The organism is Ruminococcus sp., assembly GCF_016283395.1.
Genome location: NZ_JAEEMU010000036.1, coordinates 37,135 through 51,294, shown reverse-complemented (window position 1 = coordinate 51,294; position 14,160 = coordinate 37,135). Strand labels below are relative to the sequence as shown.

Genomic DNA, 14,160 nt, shown 5'->3' with positions numbered 1-14,160 from the left:
TAAATTATTCGCCGAAGGCGACACATTGGCTAACAGCTAAGGGCTAAAGGCTAATGGCTCGGAACGCCGAGGGCGGCGTTCCCTACGGGCTAACGGCTATATCAATACTCCACGTATTCGCCCTGCTTATAGCCGTAGTAATCAAGTACATCGTCCCATGTCTTGCCGACATAGTTCGTATAGCCGTATCCGAAATCGGTATCGCCGACATATTTTTTGTCGCGTTCTGTATCCCAGCAATAGATCTTTGATACGCTGAAACCGTTGTATTCCATAACATACTCTATGTCGCCGTGTTTGGGCGTCTCCCAGTCTTCTCCCTCTGTGATAGCCGTAAAAGGCGTATCCTTGCTCCATTTGCCGTAGAGATATACGGGAATATCATTTTCACCGCGATTATACTCCCATGCGATTGCCGCAGCAAGGTCGCAGGATTCCACTGCATCAATATCATCAAAGTCTATTCCCTGCGGTTCTTCGCGTGTTGTGTTGTAATTGCCGTTTCCGTAGCTGTAATTGCTGTTATTATCCTTTTCAAGCTTGATATTGGTATATTCACCGTACTCAAAGCCGAACTTTTCAAGGACTTTCTTCCACTTCATATCTCTGATATCGTCAGCGTCCTCGATATCGCCGTAAACACCGACTTTGTCCTTTCGGGAAGTGCCTTCGCAGCATATGATTGCTTTTGGCTGACCATTATCATCGGGAATGACTATATACTCAAGACCGTTTGCCTCTGTATAATAATCTTTGACCTTCTCGCCGAACTCTCCCTCGCCTACCTTTGTGTAGACGATATCATTAGCTATCTTCTGTTCAACGTCAGTAAGAACACACATAACAGATTGATACAGCGTCTTTGCCTTGATATTTGCGGAAACCTGCTTGCTCTTCTCAACGTAGCCGCTCATTCCCAGCGTCAGCTCGTCAAGTACGTCTCCGCCTTTTTTATCTTTTTTAGTAGTTTCCTCTTCCTCAGCTTCTGTTGCTTCTGTAGTTTTCTCAGCCTTTGACGACTTTTCATCTGACTTGCTGCCCTCTTTGCCGCAGCCGAATGAAGATGCCGCAGTAAGAATTGCCAGACTCAGCAATAATACTCTTTTTGCTTTCATAATATATCCCCCGTTATGTTATGTCAATGAAATATGGCTTTCTCTTTTTGAAGTAAGCAAGCTTTGTGAAGCCTGCCGCTCGCGCTATCTCTATCCCGTCAGCGCAGTTGGCGGCTATATCCTCGACTGTATGGGAGTCCGAGCCTATAGTGACTATCTCGCCGCCCATATCGCGGAAAAGCTTTACATATTTAAGATTTGGGAAGCAGTCCCCGAAGCCCTGTCTTATACCTGATGTGTTTATCTCTATGCCCTTGCCGTTTTGGGCAAGATCACGGAAGATATCCGCGATAATATCGTCATATCGGCTTATATCGGCATTTATGCCGTTTCTCTGCTTCATGTAGCGCAGACAGTAGGTAATATGGCCGAAAACGTCAAAGAGATCAGTCCTGCTGACTTCATAGGCTTCCTTGAAATAACGCTCCAGCAGGTCGTATATCTCATCCATGGTCATTTTTTCGTAGTCTATGAAGTAGAAATCCTGCTCGCCCCTGACCTGATGCACCGAACCTATGATGAAATCGACTCTTTTGTCGGCATTGACTATCTTTGCCGCTTCTGTATCAAGTATTATCTGTCCCAGTTCCACGCCGCAGATAAGGTTGAGCTTTCCTGCCCACTTCTCTTTCAGCGCAGTCACCGCAGATACGGAGTTCTCAAAGTCGGCAGCATAATCGAAGCTTTCGCGCAGATACCATTCGTTCTCGGAATAGTGCTCCTTTTTATACCAGCCGTTGCACTCACAGTGGTCGGTAATAGCATAGGCAGCAAGTCCAAGCTCCGCCGCTCGCTTGATACATTTATTTATATCAGCCTCGGAGTCAACCGAAAACTGCGTATGTGTGTGGCAGTCCATAAGCTTCATGGTATCACCTCTTTTTTGATATTCTAATATTATAACATATAATTTTTGAAATAGCAACAGACGCGGAGAAATATTTGCCTTGCAATGAATTATAGTGCTTCCTTAGAACTAAGAACTAAAAGCTAAGAATTGTAGGGGCGGATATTATCCGCCCGAGCATTACAGTCCAAATAACATGAACGCATTGCGCGTCCGCAAGCATACAACATCAATCACGTAGCGAACGGCAGAGCGTTGCTTATGCGTAATTGACGGACGACCAATGGTCGTCCCTACACATAGTTACAACATACATAAGAGTTATGGAGCACACGGGCGAACGGAACTCGCCCCTGCAATTATGAATTATGCATTATGAATTATGAATTAAATCCGCCGCCCTACAGGCTAAAGGCTAACGGCTCGGGAGCCCGAGGGCGGGCTCCCCTACACTAATCACTATGCACTAACAACTAATCACTGAAAATATTTTCCCGTGGCTGTTGCTTTTTCGGAATATGTGTGTTATAATTATATCAATCATTCGGGATACACCGAATAACAATAAAACGGAGGTTTTGATCATGAGAGCAGTTGTAACTGTTATAGGTAAGGATACTGTGGGAATTCTCCACAAGGTAAGCGGTATCTGCGCTGAGTACAATGTTAACGTAATAGAGGTAACACAGAGCGTTCTTCAGGATATGTTCGCTATGATAATGCTGGTTGATATATCAGCTATCAAGGGCGATTTCTCTGAGCTTGTAGAAAGAATGAACACCCTCGGTACTGAGCTTGGTCTCTCTATCCACACAATGCACGAGGACATATTCAACTCAATGCACAGTATCTGATGAAAGGAAGTAAGCTCAATGCTTAATGTATATAATATACTTGAAACTATCCGCATGATACAGGATGAGTGCCTTGATATCCGTACTATCACTATGGGTATCTCTCTCCTTGACTGTATCGACACGGATATTGATAAAGCCTGCGAAAAGGTCTACAATAAAATAGTATCAAAGGCAGGAAATCTCGTTGCTGTCGGTCAGCAGATAGAGACTGAGTACGGTATACCGATCGTAAACAAGCGTATCTCGGTAACTCCTATCGCTATGCTTGCAGCTGCCTGTCCCAACAGTGATACTGTAAAGTTCGCAAAAACGCTCCAGAGAGCAGCTGATACCTGCGGCGTAAACTTCATAGGCGGATATTCCGCACTTGTACACAAGGGCTTCAGCGCAGGAGATATGGCACTTATCAAGTCTATCCCCGAGGCTCTCGACGTTACACAGAACATCTGCTCATCTGTAAATATAGGCTCTACAAAGTCGGGTATAAATATGGACGCTGTAAAGCTCATGGGTCAGATAGTCAAGGAAACTGCAATAAAGACCGCAGACCGCGACTGTATAGGCCCTGCAAAGCTCGTTGTATTCTGCAATGCTGTCGAGGATAACCCATTCATGGCAGGTGCTTTCCACGGTGTGGGCGAGCCTGACTGCGAGATACACGTCGGCGTATCAGGTCCGGGAGTTGTCCGCGCAGCTCTTACAAAGTACCCTGACGCTTCAATAAACGAAATTGCAGATATAATCAAAAAGACTGCATTCAAGATAACACGTATGGGTCAGCTTGTCGGCGCAAGAGCTTCCGAGCTTCTCGGCGTACCTTTCGGTATCGTTGACCTGTCACTTGCTCCTACACCTGCTATCGGCGACAGTGTTGCTCATATCCTCGAGGAAATGGGACTGGAAATGTGCGGTACTCACGGTACTACAGCCTGCCTCGCAATGCTCAACGATGCAGTAAAGAAAGGCGGCGTAATGGCTTCTTCTACAGTCGGCGGACTCTCAGGTGCATTTATCCCTGTATCAGAGGACGCAGGCATGATAGATGCTGCTGTTGCAGGAGTACTCAGTCTTGAAAAGCTCGAAGCTATGACAGCTGTTTGCTCTGTAGGACTTGATATGATAGTAGTTCCCGGCGAGATAACTCCCGAGACTATCTCTGCTATCATTGCGGACGAAGCTGCTATCGGTATGGTAAACTCAAAGACAACTGCTGTACGTCTTATCCCTGCTATCGGCAAGAAAGAGGGAGATACCCTCGAATTCGGCGGACTCCTCGGAAGCGGTCCTGTTATGCCTATACGCGAGAAGTCGCCTGCTAAGTTCATCAACCGCGGCGGACGTATCCCTGCACCTATGCAGAGCCTGAAGAATTAGTAAGCAGAAATAAGTAATTAGTGAGTAGGGAACGCCGCCCTCGGCGTTCCGCAACTGTAGGGGCGGATATTATCCGCCCTTTTCAATTATCGAGCTGAACCAGCGTGTCCCAATAATGTGAGTCCATACAATTCGTTCATTTTATTTACATCGTGAGGCACACACAGACGCGCAATGCGCGTCCCTACAATTCCTAATTCCGCATTCCGAATTAAATCCGCCGCCCATACAATTATGAATTATGCATTATGAATTAAACAGGAGGTGCTACTATGGATATCCGCAATATACCTACACTTTTCGGACTCCCCGAAGCTGACGAACTGACCGAGCTCAATGCAGGTCACATAAACCGAACCTTTCTTGCTGTCTGCGGCGGTGAGAAATACGTGCTGCAATCCCTGAACAGGACTGTTTTTCGTGCTCCCGAAGCCGTTATGGACAACATAAGCCGCATCGAAAATGCTTTTGCGAAAGTCAGCGGCTGTGATATTGCCGTCCCGCATTTTATCGCCTATGGCGATAAAAACTACGCGGTCGCTGACGGCGAAGTATGGCGCATCTACAGGTATATCACAGCGACCGCAGAAGCCGCGGCTGAACCCGCGGCTGCGGGACGGGCATTCGGCACTTTCATCAGGATTATGGACGGCAGCAAACTCAACAGCACTCCTGCTATCGAAAGATTTCACGATTTTGACGGATATTTCGCTGTTCTTGCTTCAAAAACCGGTATAGACAGAAGCGTTATGGTGACTCTTGACAAACTCCGCCATACGCTGGAACAGGTGTTCGGCAGTTCACTGCAAAAGCGCATCATACACGGCGATGCAAAGGCGGATAATATCATAATCTCTGAGAAAATGACCATAATAGACCTTGACACAGTCATGTACGGCTATGCAGCCATTGATTACGGCGACCTTGTGCGCTCTGTCTGCAAAAACGGTATCACTGACCTGTCTGCTGTCCGCCATATAACCGCAGGCTTCGCTCAGGGACTTGGCGGCATACTCTCAGATGATGAGGTGAACTCGCTGTATTACGGCATTTTATGGCTCACAGGTGAGCTTGCTGTACGCTATCTCATCGACTGCAAAAGCGAAAACAAGTACTTCCGCGGCAAGACCTCTGCGGACTGTCTCGACCGTGCAGAGCAGCTTCTCAGCCAGCTGAAACAGTTCACGGAACACGGTGCAGAGCTGACGGAGATAATACATTCAGCCTTTGCCTGAACTGTAACTGTTGATTTACTTTGAAAAATATGATATAATCATAGTGACATAAATGCTCGGACAAGCAGATATCACAGCCGTAAAGGGGGCGCGGTCATGGAGATAATTCTTGTTATATTGGTAGTATCGGTGCTTGCTGTTATCTTAGGCGTAAAGTTAGTGTGGCTGCTATTCGGCTTTGCTGCCCTTATCGGACTTGCATTTGCAGTCTCTATGATACTCCTTACTGTATTCTTCGTGAGACTGCTCTTCACTAAAAAGCACACAGCTTCTTTTTCAAGGATAGACAAAAGTCCGCGAAGCAAATTCAATGTGGCATACTACATCGTTGACGGCACGGAATACCCCAATATCTTCCCCGAGGAAGGCTTTCTGCAAAACAAACTCTACCCAAGTGACAAGAAACACACTGTTTTTCTCACAAGAAACAAGAAATACGTTTATGATAAATTCGCCTGCACTACCTGTACTATAGGCTTTTTACTGAGTATAGCTTCTATAATAGCAGGCATTCTCATATTCCCAAATGTCTAAGGAGGAAATAATGGACGAACACATCTGCGGCACTCACGGAGTGCATAACGAAATCGTTGACAAGGTCTCAAAGGTCATGCCCGATGAAGCTGTACTTTATGAAGCTGCGGAGCTTCTGAAAGTATTCGGCGATGCTACAAGGATAAGGATAATATTCGTACTCTGCCAGAGTGAAATGTGCGTCTGTGATATCGCAAGGCTGCTCAATATGACACAGTCCGCTATATCCCACCAGCTGAGAGTGCTGAAACAGGCTCGCCTTGTCAGCTCAAGACGTGAGGGCAAGACTATCTACTACTCCCTCTGCGACGATCATGTAAAGACTATCTTCTATCACGCAATGGAACACGTTATGGAGTGAGCTGCTGCATGAGATATTTTGATTTTCACACCCACGCATTCACAGATACCCTCGCAGAACGCGCTATGTCGGGACTTTCCAAGACAAGCGGCATAACTCCCGCAACTGACGGCACTTTGGACGGACTGCGCAGAAAAATGGCTGAGAACGGCATAGACCGCGCTATGCTCCTTCCTGTAGCCACAAAGCCCTCACAGCAGACTGCTATCAACAACTGGGCGGCTGAGATAATGGGCGGCGGTATCTACTGCTGCGGAACTGTCCACCCTGACGCTGAGGATGCTGTTGCAGAGGTGGAGCGTATAAAGTCTCTGGGACTCTACGGCGTTAAGTTCCATTCGGAATATCAGCAATTCTGTCCACATGAGGAGAGAATGTTCCCCATATACGAGAAAATAGCCGAGTTTGGACTTATAGCCGTTTTCCACGGTGGCTGGGATCCGTACTCAGAGGATATAATAAGAGCAACTCCCCAGAGCTTTGCGGCTTTAGCTGAGACTTTCCCGAAGCTTACCATAGTTGCTGCACATCTTGGCGGCATGAAGCTCTGGGACGACATTGAAAAATACACAGCTGGCAAATTCGACAATCTTTGGTTCGATGTGGGAGTTATCTCACGATATATCGAGGACGAACAGCTCCTGCGCATAATACGTATGCAGGGCGCAGACAAAGTCCTCTTCGGAAGCGACTGCCCGTGGGACGAGCCTGCAAACGAGATATCCATGATAAACAGACTCCCCCTCACTGACGAGGAAAAGGAGCTTATCTTCTACCGCAATGCCGAAAAACTCCTCGGGATATAGTGTAGTGGCTGGCATCCCCGACAGCACGAGTTTTTAGTTGTTAGTGCATAGTAAGTTTAGCGTGTAGGGACGTCCATTGGTCGTCCGCCAATAACCGTAAAACCATAAACGACACATTGTAGGGGCGAGTTCCGCTCGCCCGTGTATAAATGTGCTGTAAGCGATGTACGAGTAAGTACGTTCATAATAGTGAGCGAGTTTACGAGCGACAACGTGGTTAGCCAGCGCGGGCTCCGCGCCGAGTTTACGAGCGACAACGTGGTTAACCAGCGCGGACTCCGCGCCGAGCTTGCAAGTGACAACGTGGAAGCGGTCGAGCTGGCTCAACTCGCAAAAGAAAAAGCTTATGTACCCCTACATAAGCTTTAGTTATTCATGAACTAATATACGAAATAATGTTTACCCCAACTTGCGGAAGTCTCCCCAGACTTGCCGCATTTTTTATGTACGTGAAGCTCTCTGTTTTACCCCGAGCTTCTATCCCTATCTTGGTAGATGATGAATGGATCTCCTCCCCCGTCCCCTTTTGCGGGAGCCGGAGATCATTGCCGCTCCGAGAGCAGCTTTATTATTCCCCCCGAAAGTTTATCCATTTCAGTTCTGCGGTGTTGAAGCCGCAGCATTATTTGCAGACTCATCTATGTTAACATCTATGAGGAGTCCGCCGTCCTTGCCTGTTACCTTAGGCATTACGCCGTCCCATTTCTGGATCTGCTCATAAGCAATTACCTTGCTTGAAAGTGACTCTTCAAGGAGCTTGTTTGCGTCAGCCTGAGCCTGTGCCTGAGCGAGTATTGCCTCTGCCTCGGCATTTGCTGCAATGACCTTCTTTTCTGCCTCAGTCTTTGCAACGACCTTAGCCTGCTCCTGTTCGGTCTTTGTCTTGAGCAGGTTCTGTTCAGCCACCTGCTTTGCTTCGATAGCATTGTTGAATTCTTCTGTGAAGTCAAAGTTTACGATATTGAATTTCTCGATATAGATACCATAAATATTGAGCTTTTCGTCAAGAGCGGTCTTTACCTCGGTACTTACTGCCTCACGCTCTGTAATGAGCTGCTCTGCATTGTACTTTGCGGTAGCTGACTTCATGCACTCCTGAACTACGGGAGATACAAGGATAGTGCTGTATTCAAGACCTACATTCTTGTACATATCAGGTGATTTGTCGGAAACAAGTCTGTAGTTAACAGCGATCTCACTGTTTACAGTCTGAAGGTCACGGGATACAGCTGTTGCTGTAGCGTTGAACACCTGTATCTTGTTTGACAGATTCTCTACCTGCTGTACGAATGGTGCTTTGAGGTGAAATCCCTCAGAAAGCGGAGTCGATGAGACCTCTCCAAGTGTAAGAACTACACCTGTATTACCTGCGGGCACTATAGTAAACGAATTTGCAGCTAAAAGAATTGCTGCAAGACCTATAACAGCCCACTTTACGCCCTTGAAGCTTGGCTTCTTAGGAACATTTCTATTGATCTCTCTTACATCTATTGGCATAATAATTCTCCTTTAAACAACATTTACTGGTGTGTTATATAATATTTTCCTTCATCTGTTACTGATATGACATTCCGTCTTACCAGTCTGAGAGTAATGAACGGGAAACTGTAAGGATTTAGCAATCCTATCTCGTCAAGTCTCTTCGCAGTATCAGGTGAATATGCATTTACTTTCATAAGTGATCTCATTATCCGTTTTTTCCTTATTAAGAATACAGGTGGTACGAATACTGCCATAATAATTCCCCCTTACAGCAGTTTTTATGCTTTAATTCTTGTTAAGATAATACTTTCCGTCCTCTGTAGCTGAGATAACGTTGTCGTACAGAAGCTCAAAGGCAGCGTCTGGATTGTAGATGCCCAGCTCATCAAAGGACTTTGCAGTGTCTGCCGAATAAGCCTTTGATACTTCAAATAACTTTATGATCTTCTTTTTGCTCATTAGTAATGCTGTTACAACATTCATTATTAAAACCTCCCTTTGATCCTTATATCATGTAAGATGTGTCCGTTCTTTACTTTTCTTCAAAAATGACCTCAAGCCCCTTTTCCATTTCAGTCCTCAGACAACCGCTCCTGTACCCCATAACCATGACATACATGGCTTTTCGGAGCTTGTCAATGTCCTTGACTTCCTTGGAATAATCCGCTAACTCACGGGATACCAGAGTCTTTATATGCTCGGTATCGAACGCCCCCTCGTCCTCTGCTGTGAAGATTATTCTGCAAAGGATATTATAAAGCAAGATATCCTCTATAATATCATCTGAAGTATCTTCAACATCACCGTTTATATAACTCATAAGGTTTGCAATGTCCTCCAGCTTCATAGCCTTTCTAAGCATATTGATAAGGATTATTCTTATTATCTGCTTTTCGGAATACTTTTTACCCTTTGTAGCAGATACCCAGCCGCGCTTAATCCAGTTCTGGATAGTAGTGCCTTCAAGCCCTGTGAGCTTGGACAGCTGAGAAAGTGTAAGTCCTCCCGTAGCTTCAAGGACAGGTGATATCATGGTAAAAGCAGATTCACGAGCCTGCTCTGAATATTTCATTGTTGTTCCTGGAATGTATCTGTTGTTCATAGTCTTCATCTCCTCTCTGACGATGATATGATTATATCACAAGTTCACGTGAACCGCAAATCTTATCCTGCGATGTTTTGGGCTGTTTTTCAGAATTTTTTGTTATTTATCATTGTTTTTCATGCGTTTTCAGCTTTTTTCAAGCTTTTTCACAGCAATTCATCCTCTCAGCATATATCGTTTTTTCTCTTCATTATTATATATGTACAAACCAAGCCCGTTCTTTTCTACGTCACATACAGTAAAAAACGATAAATCTTTTTCCCTGAACGTTGATTTGTTTAAAAAAATATGGTATAATAACAGTAAGCCGTTAGCCATTGGCTATTAGCCTTCAGGAAACGGCTGAGCCGTTATATTATGCAGCACTCATTACTGCCGCACAAAATATCAAAAGCTAAAGGCTGACGGCTGAATTCAAGGAGGTCAATATGAAATATACTCAAGGTCAGTATATAATTGCTGACAAAACCGCAATCGCCCGTGAGATATACAGCTTCACTATCTCATGTCCCGAAGTGGCGGCTGTTGCCTGTCCGGGACAGTTCGTTCACATAAGAGCAAAGGGCTATACTCTCCGCAGACCTATTTCAATATGCGGTATCGACAAGGAAAAAGGCACTCTGCGCATTGTATTTGAAATAAGAGGAGAAGGAACTGCTGAGATTGCAAAGCTCAACAAAGGCGACCTCATAGATATGCTCGCCCCTCTCGGACACGGATTCACTGTTGAACCTTCTTATAATAAAGTAGTACTTATCGGCGGCGGCATCGGAACTCCTCCTATGCTTCCCCTTGCAAAAGCTTACGGCGATAAAGCCGTTGCAATAAGCGGTTTCAGAAATGCTTCCGCAGTTATATTACAGGATGACTTCCGCAAAACGGGCGCAGAAACTATCCTCTGCACCGATGACGGCTCGGCAGGTATCCACGGCTTCGTAACACAGCCCCTGAAGGAGCTTGCTGAAAAAGGCGGCATCGACGCAGTATATGCCTGCGGACCTATGCCAATGCTCAAGGGCGTAGCTGCTATATGCAAGGAAAACGGTATATTCTGCCAGATATCTCTTGAAGAGCGTATGGCTTGCGGTATCGGTGCGTGTCTTGGCTGTGCCTGCCGCACTGTAAGGAATGACGAGGAATACTTCGCTCATGTCTGCAAGGACGGTCCTGTATTCAATGCTGAGGAGGTGCTCTGGTAATGGCTGATCTTTCCGTAAAAGTCTGCGGCGTAGACTTCAAAAATCCAATAATACCTGCCTCGGGCGTATTCGGCTACGGCAGAGAATACGAGGAGCTCTTCCCGCTCAATAAGCTTGGCGGTATCGCCACAAAGGGCACTACTCTCCACCTGCGTACAGGCAATATCGCTCCGAGAATTGCGGAAACCCCCTCGGGTATGCTCAATTCCGTAGGTCTCCAGAACCCTGGTATCGACCACTTCATCGAGACCGAGCTCCCCTACCTGCTCACAAAGGATCTTGTAGTTCTTGCGAATATCGCAGGCTCTACTCCCGATGAGTGCGCAGAGGTAGCCGCAAAGCTGGAAGATACCGATGTGCACATGATAGAGCTGAATATCTCCTGCCCTAACGTAAAGCAGGGCGGTGCAGCATTCGGCACAAGCTGCGAAATGGCAGCCGAGGTAACAAAGAGAGTCCGCGCAGTTACAAAAAAGCCTCTCGTGGTAAAGCTCTCACCGAATGTTACCAGCATAGCGGATATCGCTAAATCTGTGGAAGCCGCAGGTGCTGACGCAGTTTCACTTATAAATACTCTCCTCGGCATGAGGATAGATATAAACACAGGCAGACCCATACTTCATAATAATGTAGGCGGTATGAGCGGTCCTGCTGTATTCCCTATAGCTGTACGCATGGTATGGCAGGTAGCAAACGCCGTAAATATACCTGTTATCGGTATGGGCGGCGTATCCTCGGGACGTGACGCTATCGAGCTCATGATGGCAGGAGCTTCCGCAGTACAGGTTGGCGCAGCTATATTCACAGACCCATATGCTCCCGTAAAGATAGTGGAAGAGATGAACGAATGGCTTGACAGCAAGGGCATATCTTCCGTCAAGGACATAATCGGCACAGTTAAGCCGTGGTAAGCAGCGTGACGCTGCACCCTTGCCACGTTGACGCTCGTAAACTCGCTCACTATTAACAATGCCGATAATCGTATATCGCTTACAGCACTGTAATTCTGCTGAGCCAATGAGCGGATATGAGCCATTAGCCGTTAGCTGTTAGCCCATTGTAGGGGACGGCGTCCTCGACGTCCCGTGTAATTCTCCGCCATTTCGCGGAATACGTTTCATACAGGTAAAAGGAACATAAGATGATTATAATGTCAGTTGACTTCGGCGATGCAAGAACAGGCATTGCAGTCTGCGGAAAAAGCGAAATGATAGCTTCTCCCGTAACTGTCATCGCCGAAAAGGACTTCACAAAATGTATTGAAAAAACCGCCGCTCTTGCAAAAGAGCAGCGCGCTGAACAGATAGTCGTGGGCTATCCTATGAATATGAACGGAACAGTCGGCGAAAGAGCTGAAAAATGCAAGCTTTTCGCCGAAGAGCTTGAAAAGCTCACAGGCTGTCCCGTAAAGCTCTGGGACGAACGCTGCACTACTGTCTCAGCTCACAACGCGCTTAACGTTACGAATACACGCGGCAAAAAGCGCAAGGCTGTTGTTGACGCAGTCGCAGCAGTCCTTATCCTCGAAAGCTACCTTGGATTCAGGCGAAATTCAGGTGAAGCTACATAATAACGGATTTTATATCCTCAAGCAGATTCCCTGCGGCTTTAAGTGTTTTTCCAGCATCACGCTTTATGCTCATTTTCTTCATAGGGCGCGCATTTGAAAAAGCATAACAGGCAAATCCAACTATTGCTCCCGCAGCAGCACCTTTGGCAAGTGACATAATGTTCATTTCATTAAACTCCGTATTTTATTATCCGCATTGCGGACAATAGTATTATCTGAAAAAACGAGTAAACTATTCTGTTTATAAAAAGGAGGCTCACATGAAAAAATTACTTATCACTTTGGTCATGATAACAGGTCTATTATCAATGTACAGCTGTTCAGGCAAACAAAACAGCCAGTCAGATAACACTGCATCAACAACACGACCGGCAGAAGAGACCACGACTGATGCCGAATCAGCCGAGCCCACAACCAAGACCCAGAGCAAGAAAGATCCTGATTTTTTCACCTATAACTATGTTCACGGTGAAGAAGGATATTTCAACCTTTTAAGCGAAACACCCGAATTCAAAACAAAATCATACGAAAAAGCTGCTTGCTGGGCTTATGCAGCCGCTTCTGCTTTTGAGACAAGCTATGCCGTCAGAACAGGCAGCAGCATATCAGTTGATCCCAATAGTATAATCAATACTGTATGGGACACAAACAAGTCAGAAGGATTTATCAAAAAGGTCGATGCTCTCAACGCAGAAATGGGCGGAAACGCCTGGATAGTAACAGAAACTCTGTCACGCGGCTTCGGAGATATCACTCTTGAAAGTGCTGTTATCCTTACGGATAAGGGCAGAGATGCCTTAAAGGAGGCTCTCCGTTCAAGAGGCGGTGTTTATGCAAATATCCCCGAAAGCAATGACAAGAAGGAATGGTACGGCGATTATATCACCATGAACGATCCAAGAGGCGGTACTCCCAGTCACCCTATCACTATCATCGGCTGGGACGACAACTTCCCGAAGAACTACTTCGACGAAAAAGCTTCTCAGGATGGTGCATGGATAGCATATAACAGCACCGAAGGTCTGCTTGGCTCATATTTTTATGTTTCCTATGATACTCCGCTGAATGATATCGTAAGCTTCAGAGTTGCCGATAAGTATTCCTCTGTTCTCAGCCATGACGTTGGAAACGAGAATGACAGATACATAAAGCGCGGCGATGAGACTACTGTTGCAAACGTTTTCCACGGCGCAGGAAGGCTTTCCGCTGTAGGAACATATAATGACTTTGATGAGGCACAGGACATAAAGATCGAGATATACGACAGCAGCTTCAAGACGCTGATGTATTCTCAGGACGCAACTCTCAACTACCACGGCTATCAGACTATTGACCTTGATAACCCTGTAAATGTTGCGGACTACGCAATAGTCATCACCTACACAAAGGGCGCACCTGTTGAGGGCGAAACTATAAACAATGATACATACGACTATGTTACTTCCTGCGGCAGCGGTCAGTCCTATGTATTCTTAGGCGACTGGAAAAACAAGGCTTCTATCTTCCACGCTGTAGAAGTACCCGAAGGCGAAGAGGAAGCTCCTGCTGTAGATCATACCTACGATTATATCAAAGACATTAAGGATATGAGCGACGGCAACATCAAAGAAGCCCTCGGCATAGACTTTACGCCTAATAACTGCTGTATAAAGGCACTTTACACATATTAATATAT

Annotated in this window: 17 protein-coding genes; 10 read left to right on the top strand and 7 right to left on the bottom strand. The window is 46.1% G+C overall.

All coding sequences use genetic code 11. The features are described from left to right. Window positions 1-101 precede the first annotated feature (101 nt). Complete coding sequence (locus tag QZZ41_RS05265) at window positions 102-1,115, bottom strand: hypothetical protein (protein ID WP_295069159.1); 1,014 nt, start codon at window positions 1,113-1,115, stop codon at window positions 102-104. 13 nt (window positions 1,116-1,128) lie between these two features. Then, window positions 1,129-1,983 (bottom strand): histidinol-phosphatase HisJ family protein, encoded by an 855-nt coding sequence (locus QZZ41_RS05260; RefSeq protein ID WP_295069157.1) that lies wholly within the window; start codon window positions 1,981-1,983, stop codon window positions 1,129-1,131. Window positions 1,984-2,546: 563 nt separating this feature from the next. Here QZZ41_RS05260 and QZZ41_RS05255 point away from each other — a divergent pair. The 6 genes from QZZ41_RS05255 (at window position 2,547) to QZZ41_RS05230 (ending at window position 7,129) form a co-directional block, all read left to right on the top strand. After that, on the top strand, window positions 2,547-2,816 hold the full coding sequence (locus tag QZZ41_RS05255; protein WP_074717204.1) for an ACT domain-containing protein: 270 nt from the start codon (window positions 2,547-2,549) through the stop codon (window positions 2,814-2,816). An 18-nt stretch (window positions 2,817-2,834) separates the two neighbouring features. Beyond that, the gene (locus QZZ41_RS05250; protein WP_074717202.1) at window positions 2,835-4,193 is read left to right on the top strand and encodes a PFL family protein; all 1,359 of its coding nucleotides are present in this window, start codon (window positions 2,835-2,837) and stop codon (window positions 4,191-4,193) included. A gap of 272 nt (window positions 4,194-4,465) precedes the next feature. Then, window positions 4,466-5,428, top strand: a complete 963-nt coding sequence (locus tag QZZ41_RS05245) for a phosphotransferase enzyme family protein (RefSeq protein WP_295069152.1) — start codon at window positions 4,466-4,468, stop codon at window positions 5,426-5,428. Between the two features lie 96 nt (window positions 5,429-5,524). Then, window positions 5,525-5,962: a hypothetical protein gene (locus QZZ41_RS05240; RefSeq protein ID WP_295069149.1), complete on the top strand. Its 438-nt coding sequence runs from the start codon at window positions 5,525-5,527 to the stop codon at window positions 5,960-5,962. Window positions 5,963-5,972: 10 nt separating this feature from the next. Then, entirely contained in the window at window positions 5,973-6,323 is a 351-nt protein-coding gene (locus QZZ41_RS05235; protein WP_295069146.1) for a metalloregulator ArsR/SmtB family transcription factor, read from the top strand. An 8-nt stretch (window positions 6,324-6,331) separates the two neighbouring features. After that, complete coding sequence (locus tag QZZ41_RS05230; protein WP_295069143.1) at window positions 6,332-7,129, top strand: amidohydrolase family protein; 798 nt, start codon at window positions 6,332-6,334, stop codon at window positions 7,127-7,129. Window positions 7,130-7,723: 594 nt separating this feature from the next. Here QZZ41_RS05230 and QZZ41_RS05225 read toward each other — a convergent pair. Genes QZZ41_RS05225 through QZZ41_RS05210 form a run of 4 tightly spaced genes read right to left on the bottom strand, consistent with a single transcriptional unit; the run spans window position 7,724 to window position 9,713 of the window. Next, entirely contained in the window at window positions 7,724-8,626 is a 903-nt protein-coding gene (locus QZZ41_RS05225; protein ID WP_295069140.1) for a prohibitin family protein, read from the bottom strand. A 23-nt stretch (window positions 8,627-8,649) separates the two neighbouring features. Continuing rightward, on the bottom strand, window positions 8,650-8,865 hold the full coding sequence (locus tag QZZ41_RS05220) for a hypothetical protein (RefSeq protein ID WP_295069138.1): 216 nt from the start codon (window positions 8,863-8,865) through the stop codon (window positions 8,650-8,652). Window positions 8,866-8,896: 31 nt separating this feature from the next. Beyond that, window positions 8,897-9,094: a hypothetical protein gene (locus QZZ41_RS05215; RefSeq protein ID WP_295069135.1), complete on the bottom strand. Its 198-nt coding sequence runs from the start codon at window positions 9,092-9,094 to the stop codon at window positions 8,897-8,899. Between the two features lie 49 nt (window positions 9,095-9,143). Continuing rightward, a complete protein-coding gene (locus QZZ41_RS05210; RefSeq protein ID WP_295069132.1) occupies window positions 9,144-9,713 on the bottom strand; it encodes a DUF1836 domain-containing protein in 570 nt (189 codons plus the stop codon). A 431-nt stretch (window positions 9,714-10,144) separates the two neighbouring features. On the opposite strand from QZZ41_RS05210, the gene QZZ41_RS05205 reads away from it, so the two are divergent. From QZZ41_RS05205 to ruvX, 3 genes are all read left to right on the top strand, one after another. Further along, entirely contained in the window at window positions 10,145-10,915 is a 771-nt protein-coding gene (locus tag QZZ41_RS05205; RefSeq protein ID WP_295069129.1) for a dihydroorotate dehydrogenase electron transfer subunit, read from the top strand. After that, window positions 10,915-11,826: a dihydroorotate dehydrogenase gene (locus QZZ41_RS05200; RefSeq protein WP_295069127.1), complete on the top strand. Its 912-nt coding sequence runs from the start codon at window positions 10,915-10,917 to the stop codon at window positions 11,824-11,826. Before QZZ41_RS05205 ends, QZZ41_RS05200 begins: the two co-directional genes overlap by 1 nt. A 230-nt stretch (window positions 11,827-12,056) precedes the next feature. Next, window positions 12,057-12,485 (top strand): Holliday junction resolvase RuvX, encoded by a 429-nt coding sequence (gene ruvX / locus QZZ41_RS05195; protein ID WP_028516886.1) that lies wholly within the window; start codon window positions 12,057-12,059, stop codon window positions 12,483-12,485. On the opposite strand, the gene QZZ41_RS05190 is transcribed toward ruvX, so the two are convergent. Further along, on the bottom strand, window positions 12,478-12,651 hold the full coding sequence (locus QZZ41_RS05190) for a hypothetical protein (protein ID WP_175460928.1): 174 nt from the start codon (window positions 12,649-12,651) through the stop codon (window positions 12,478-12,480). The two genes, ruvX and QZZ41_RS05190, sit on opposite strands and share 8 nt — an antisense overlap. 94 nt (window positions 12,652-12,745) lie before the next feature. Between QZZ41_RS05190 and QZZ41_RS05185 the strand changes: the two genes are divergently transcribed. Further along, entirely contained in the window at window positions 12,746-14,155 is a 1,410-nt protein-coding gene (locus tag QZZ41_RS05185) for a lectin like domain-containing protein (protein WP_295069118.1), read from the top strand. The last annotated feature ends 5 nt before the right edge of the window (window positions 14,156-14,160 follow it).

Coding starts and splice junctions, on each gene's coding strand:
- QZZ41_RS05265 (WP_295069159.1), bottom strand. CDS start 1,115: ATGAAAGCAAAAAGAGTATTATTGCTGAGTCTGGCAATTCTTACTGCG.
- QZZ41_RS05260 (WP_295069157.1), bottom strand. CDS start 1,983: ATGAAGCTTATGGACTGCCACACACATACGCAGTTTTCGGTTGACTCC.
- QZZ41_RS05255 (WP_074717204.1), top strand. CDS start 2,547: ATGAGAGCAGTTGTAACTGTTATAGGTAAGGATACTGTGGGAATTCTC.
- QZZ41_RS05250 (WP_074717202.1), top strand. CDS start 2,835: ATGCTTAATGTATATAATATACTTGAAACTATCCGCATGATACAGGAT.
- QZZ41_RS05245 (WP_295069152.1), top strand. CDS start 4,466: ATGGATATCCGCAATATACCTACACTTTTCGGACTCCCCGAAGCTGAC.
- QZZ41_RS05240 (WP_295069149.1), top strand. CDS start 5,525: ATGGAGATAATTCTTGTTATATTGGTAGTATCGGTGCTTGCTGTTATC.
- QZZ41_RS05235 (WP_295069146.1), top strand. CDS start 5,973: ATGGACGAACACATCTGCGGCACTCACGGAGTGCATAACGAAATCGTT.
- QZZ41_RS05230 (WP_295069143.1), top strand. CDS start 6,332: ATGAGATATTTTGATTTTCACACCCACGCATTCACAGATACCCTCGCA.
- QZZ41_RS05225 (WP_295069140.1), bottom strand. CDS start 8,626: ATGCCAATAGATGTAAGAGAGATCAATAGAAATGTTCCTAAGAAGCCA.
- QZZ41_RS05220 (WP_295069138.1), bottom strand. CDS start 8,865: ATGGCAGTATTCGTACCACCTGTATTCTTAATAAGGAAAAAACGGATA.
- QZZ41_RS05215 (WP_295069135.1), bottom strand. CDS start 9,094: ATGAATGTTGTAACAGCATTACTAATGAGCAAAAAGAAGATCATAAAG.
- QZZ41_RS05210 (WP_295069132.1), bottom strand. CDS start 9,713: ATGAACAACAGATACATTCCAGGAACAACAATGAAATATTCAGAGCAG.
- QZZ41_RS05205 (WP_295069129.1), top strand. CDS start 10,145: ATGAAATATACTCAAGGTCAGTATATAATTGCTGACAAAACCGCAATC.
- QZZ41_RS05200 (WP_295069127.1), top strand. CDS start 10,915: ATGGCTGATCTTTCCGTAAAAGTCTGCGGCGTAGACTTCAAAAATCCA.
- ruvX (WP_028516886.1), top strand. CDS start 12,057: ATGATTATAATGTCAGTTGACTTCGGCGATGCAAGAACAGGCATTGCA.
- QZZ41_RS05190 (WP_175460928.1), bottom strand. CDS start 12,651: ATGAACATTATGTCACTTGCCAAAGGTGCTGCTGCGGGAGCAATAGTT.
- QZZ41_RS05185 (WP_295069118.1), top strand. CDS start 12,746: ATGAAAAAATTACTTATCACTTTGGTCATGATAACAGGTCTATTATCA.